Source organism: Actinospica durhamensis, from assembly GCF_018139695.1.
In the GTDB taxonomy this organism is placed as follows: domain Bacteria; phylum Actinomycetota; class Actinomycetes; order Streptomycetales; family Catenulisporaceae; genus Actinospica; species Actinospica durhamensis.
On the sequence record NZ_JAGSOG010000449.1, the window covers coordinates 1 to 3,991 of the forward strand.

The following is a 3,991-nucleotide window of genomic DNA, read 5'->3' on the forward strand; positions in this document are numbered from 1 at the left end:
CCCTCCGCCCAAGCCACCCGGCCCGCCTCAGCCGGCTGCCAGGGCACATCGACGCGGGCGAGCCGGTACCGGTCGGTCGAGACCAGGCGGAGGTGCTCGGGCCCGAACTCGAGGCGCGCGCCGGTCAGGAACGGGAGCGTGTCGTCGCGTTCGGCCGCCATCGCCGCGCGGGCCGCCGCGCTCGCCAGCGCGGCTCCGCCGACCGTGCCCACCGCGGCCGGAACCGCCGGCAGCGCCGGGTATTCCGGCACGGGCATGCAGGCCAGCGTGTAGCGGTACGCCCCGCAGGTGAGCGTCAGATGGCCCCCTTCGAGCACGAGTTCCACCGGGACGTCCGGCAGCACCCGGGTGATCTCCGCGAGCAGCCGCCCGGAGACCAGGGCCGTGCCCGACTCGCCCACCCGCGCCGGCGCCGTCGCCCGCACGGCGAGTTCGAAGTCGAAGGCCGCGGCCCGCAGCGTCCCGCGCTCGGCGTCCGCGCTCAGCAGCAGCCCGGCCAGGATCGGGGTGGTCGGGCGCACGGCCAGCGCCTTGGCCGCCCCGCCGACGATCTCGGCGAAGGCGCCGCGCTCGATCTCCACTTTCATGCCGCTTCTCCCATGTCCCGCTCGTCGGCCGCCCGTTGTGATGGTCCTTCAGCCAGTCTGCCCGCGCCCTCCGACAAATCCGGCGCCTCGCTCCTAGACTGCTGACGGACCGTAGGACACCGCCCCGGGAGAGTCTGATGGGATTCCAGGTCACGCCCGCCACCGAGCAGGACTGGGCCGAGGTCGTCGAGTGGGCGGCCGAGGAGCAGTGGAACCCCGGACTCGCCGACCGCGCGCACTTCCTGGCGCAGGACCCGGGCGGCTTCTTCCTCGGCCGGCTCGACGGCCGCCCGGTCTCCGCCGTCTCCGTCGTGGCCTACGACCACGCGTACGCCTTCCTCGGCTTCTACCTCGTGCGCCCCGACCTGCGCGGCCGGGGACTCGGCGTGGCCACCTGGCGGGCAGGCCTCGAACACGCCGGAGCACGCACCGTCGGCCTGGACGGCGTGATCGCGCAGCAGGACAACTACCGCAAGTCCGGGTTCTCCTTCGCCCACCGCACCCTGCGTTACGCGGGCGTGCCGATCCCCCGGCCGCCGCGCGGCGGTGCCATCGGTGTCGGTGGTGGCGCTGATGTGGCAGGCGCTGATGTCGCAGGCGCCGCCGCCGCGGGGATGTCCGCGCCGGGCTTGATCGAGATCGACGAGGACCTCGAGTTCGTCCGCGCCGTGGCAGACTACGACCGGCAGTGCTACCCGGCCGACCGCCCCGCCTTCGTCGCCCGCTGGGTCACCGCCCCGTACCACACGGCCTACGCCGCCGTCCGCGACGGACAGGTGTGCGGCTACGGCGTGATCCGCCCGGCCCGCGACGGCTACCGGATCGGCCCGCTGTTCGCCGACACCGCCGAGGACGCGGCCGACCTGTTCGACGCGCTCACCGCGTCGGTCGAGGGCGCGCCGGTGATGCTCGACATCCCGGAGCCGAACCAGGCCGGGCTCTCGCTGGCGAAGTCGCGCGGCCTGGAAGAGGTCTTCGAGACGGCCCGGATGTACACCGGCCCGATCCGGAAGCTGAGCGACCAGAAGATCTTCGGCGTCACCACGCTCGAACTCGGCTGAGGCGCCGGCGGCCGAGCTCCGCCGCGATCGCCTTCCCACCTTCTGGCGCGCTCGCCTTACTCGGTGACGTAGAGGACGGTCAGCATATTGACCTCCAGTCCGTTCTCGTCGTGCTCGGTCGCGCCGAGCTCCTCCACCAGCGCGACGAGGCGTGCGGAGAACTCGCGGGCCTTCTCGTGCGGGATCCGCATGTTCGAGACCATCCCGGCACCGGGCACGTGCGGCGCGTGGGCGAGGGCCTCCTCCGCGTGCAGGAAGGCCTTTCCGGTCCGGACCGCGTCCACATACCGGTGCAAGAACTCGTCGATCGCCGCGCCCGCCACCGCTATCAGGTCGTCGTCGAGCCCGTCGCCGGCGTCCGGATCCACCGAGAACCCGGCCTGCGCGACCCGATAGTGCTGCTCCACGATCCCGCCCACCAGCCGCACCTCGGCGACCTGGATGAGCCCGTTCTTGAGCAGCAGCTTGATGTGGCGGTAGAGCTTCGTGGGCGGCTCGTCGAGCTCCGCGGCGATCTGCTTGACCGTGAAGACGCGCGCCTGCTTGCGCGCACCGTGCTGCATCAGCCGCATGATCCGCAGGCGCAGCGGGTCCGCGAGCGCCTTGATCGCGCCCGGGTCGGTGATCACCCGGTGCGCCACGACCTCCGGCAGATCCTGCGGGCCGAGCGACACCGCCGCGGCCTCCTGCTTCCTGTTCGCCATGCCTCAATGTTACACATCGCGCGAGCATTCTGCTTGACAGCACCATTCACGCATGCGTGAATGGTGCTGCAACCGCAAACGCGGAACCGACATCAGGGGCAGGGACCGATGACCACCATGGCCGACCAGGCTGACCACGCCGCCGTCACGGCGAACTCCGTGACCGGGCAACCCTCCGCACCGAGCGCCACCCGCACGCCCGACGCCACCGCCACCCCGCACGCGTCCTCGACGTCGTCGGCGTCGTCGACGTCCTGCGCCTCCACCTCCACCTCCACCTCCGGCAAGCCGGCGTCCGGATCCGTCTGGCGCAACCGCCGCCTGCAGACGCTCAACCTCGGCGCGTTCGCGGCGCTGACCGGCATCGCGATCTCCGACGTCGTCTACCCGCTGCTCATCCTCGGCTTCACCGGCAAGCCGATCCTGGCCGGGCTCTTCGGCGCGATCCAGTTCACCGCCATGGTGCTCGCCTCGCTCCCGGCCGGCGCGTTCGTCGACCGCCACGACCGCCGCCACATCCTGATCACCAGCGAGCTGACCCGGGCCGTGCTGGCCACCGTCCTCGCCGTCACCCTCGCCGCCGGGCACATCTGGCTGGCCGAGATCTACCTCGTGGCCGCGGCCCTCGGCGCCTGCCAGCCCTTCAGCGGTATCAGGACCCTGGCCGTGCGCGGCGTGGTCCCGGCCGAGAAGGTCACCGCCGCCCTGACCACCCAGCAGATCTTCACCGGCGTGGCCGCCCTGATGGGCCCCGCCCTCGGCGCCGTGATGTTCACCGCCAGCCGCTCGCTGCCCTTCACCGTCATCGCCGCCGGCATGGGCGTGTCCGCCACCTGCGCCTACCTGGTCCGCTTCGACTCCCGCCCGCGCGCCGCGGCAGCCCCTGCCGCAGCCGCAGCCACTTCCGCGGCCACTTCCGCAGCCGACGAGGCCTCGCCCGCCGCAGACACCACCTCCGCACCCGACGATTCGGGCCCGCTGGCCGGCCTGCGCATCATCTGGCAGTCCGCCGTCATGCGCTCGACGATGCTGTTCATCATGATGATCAACCTCATCGGCGTCCCGCTCGACCTGGTCATCATCGTCGAAGCGCGGCACCAGGGCGTCCCGACCCGGTACCTCGGCGCCATCTTCGCCATGCTCGCCGCCGGCGGCATCATCGGCGCCCCGCTGGTCCCCCGCGTCCACGCCCTGCTGCGCCCCGGCCAGGTGCTCGCCGTCTTCGGCCTGGCGACCGCCGCGGTCATGGGCCTGCTCGCGGTGCCGTTCGGCGGATTCTGGATGGCCGGCTGCATCTTCTCGGTCGGCCTGCTGATGCCCGCCGTCCAGATCCTGGTCAACGTGCTGATCCTGCAGCAGGTCCCGGACCACCAGCGCGGCCGAGTGCTGAGCGGCGTGATGACGATCACCGGCCTCGGCATGCCGCTCGGCGCGGCCCTCGGCGGCACGCTGCTGCAGCTGCTGTCCGCCACGACCGTCCTGATCGGCGCCGCCGCCGTGGTCGGCTGCACCACCCTCGGCGCCCTCCTGCAGCGCGACCTCCGCGCCGCCCAGTGGCCCACCAGCGACGCCGACGACGCGCACGCCTAGGCCCCAGCCCCCTCACACGCGGGCCCTGTGCACCTGTGCACCCAAGCAC

At 72.5% G+C, this 3,991-nt stretch carries 4 protein-coding genes; 2 read left to right on the plus strand and 2 right to left on the minus strand.

Translation table 11 applies throughout. The annotated features are described in order from the left end of the window. Positions 1-587, minus strand: a 587-nt coding sequence (locus tag KDL01_RS39610; RefSeq protein ID WP_281415845.1) for a DNA polymerase III subunit beta, incomplete at its 3' end; no start/stop codon positions are given. 137 nt (positions 588-724) lie between these two features. Between KDL01_RS39610 and KDL01_RS39615 the strand changes: the two genes are divergently transcribed. Then, positions 725-1,648, plus strand: a complete 924-nt coding sequence (locus KDL01_RS39615; RefSeq protein ID WP_212533872.1) for a GNAT family N-acetyltransferase — start codon at positions 725-727, stop codon at positions 1,646-1,648. A 56-nt stretch (positions 1,649-1,704) separates the two neighbouring features. Here KDL01_RS39615 and KDL01_RS39620 read toward each other — a convergent pair whose 3' ends face one another. After that, entirely contained in the window at positions 1,705-2,352 is a 648-nt protein-coding gene (locus tag KDL01_RS39620) for a winged helix-turn-helix domain-containing protein (protein WP_212533873.1), read from the minus strand. Between the two features lie 108 nt (positions 2,353-2,460). Between KDL01_RS39620 and KDL01_RS39625 the strand changes: the two genes are divergently transcribed. Next, complete coding sequence (locus KDL01_RS39625; RefSeq protein WP_212533874.1) at positions 2,461-3,942, plus strand: MFS transporter; 1,482 nt, start codon at positions 2,461-2,463, stop codon at positions 3,940-3,942. The last annotated feature ends 49 nt before the right edge of the window (positions 3,943-3,991 follow it).

What these genes read in the sequence shown, in the direction of transcription:
- KDL01_RS39615 (WP_212533872.1), top strand. Translation starts at nt 725, where the DNA reads ATGGGATTCCAGGTCACGCCCGCCACCGAGCAGGACTGGGCCGAGGTC.
- KDL01_RS39620 (WP_212533873.1), bottom strand. Translation starts at nt 2,352, where the DNA reads ATGGCGAACAGGAAGCAGGAGGCCGCGGCGGTGTCGCTCGGCCCGCAG.
- KDL01_RS39625 (WP_212533874.1), top strand. Translation starts at nt 2,461, where the DNA reads ATGACCACCATGGCCGACCAGGCTGACCACGCCGCCGTCACGGCGAAC.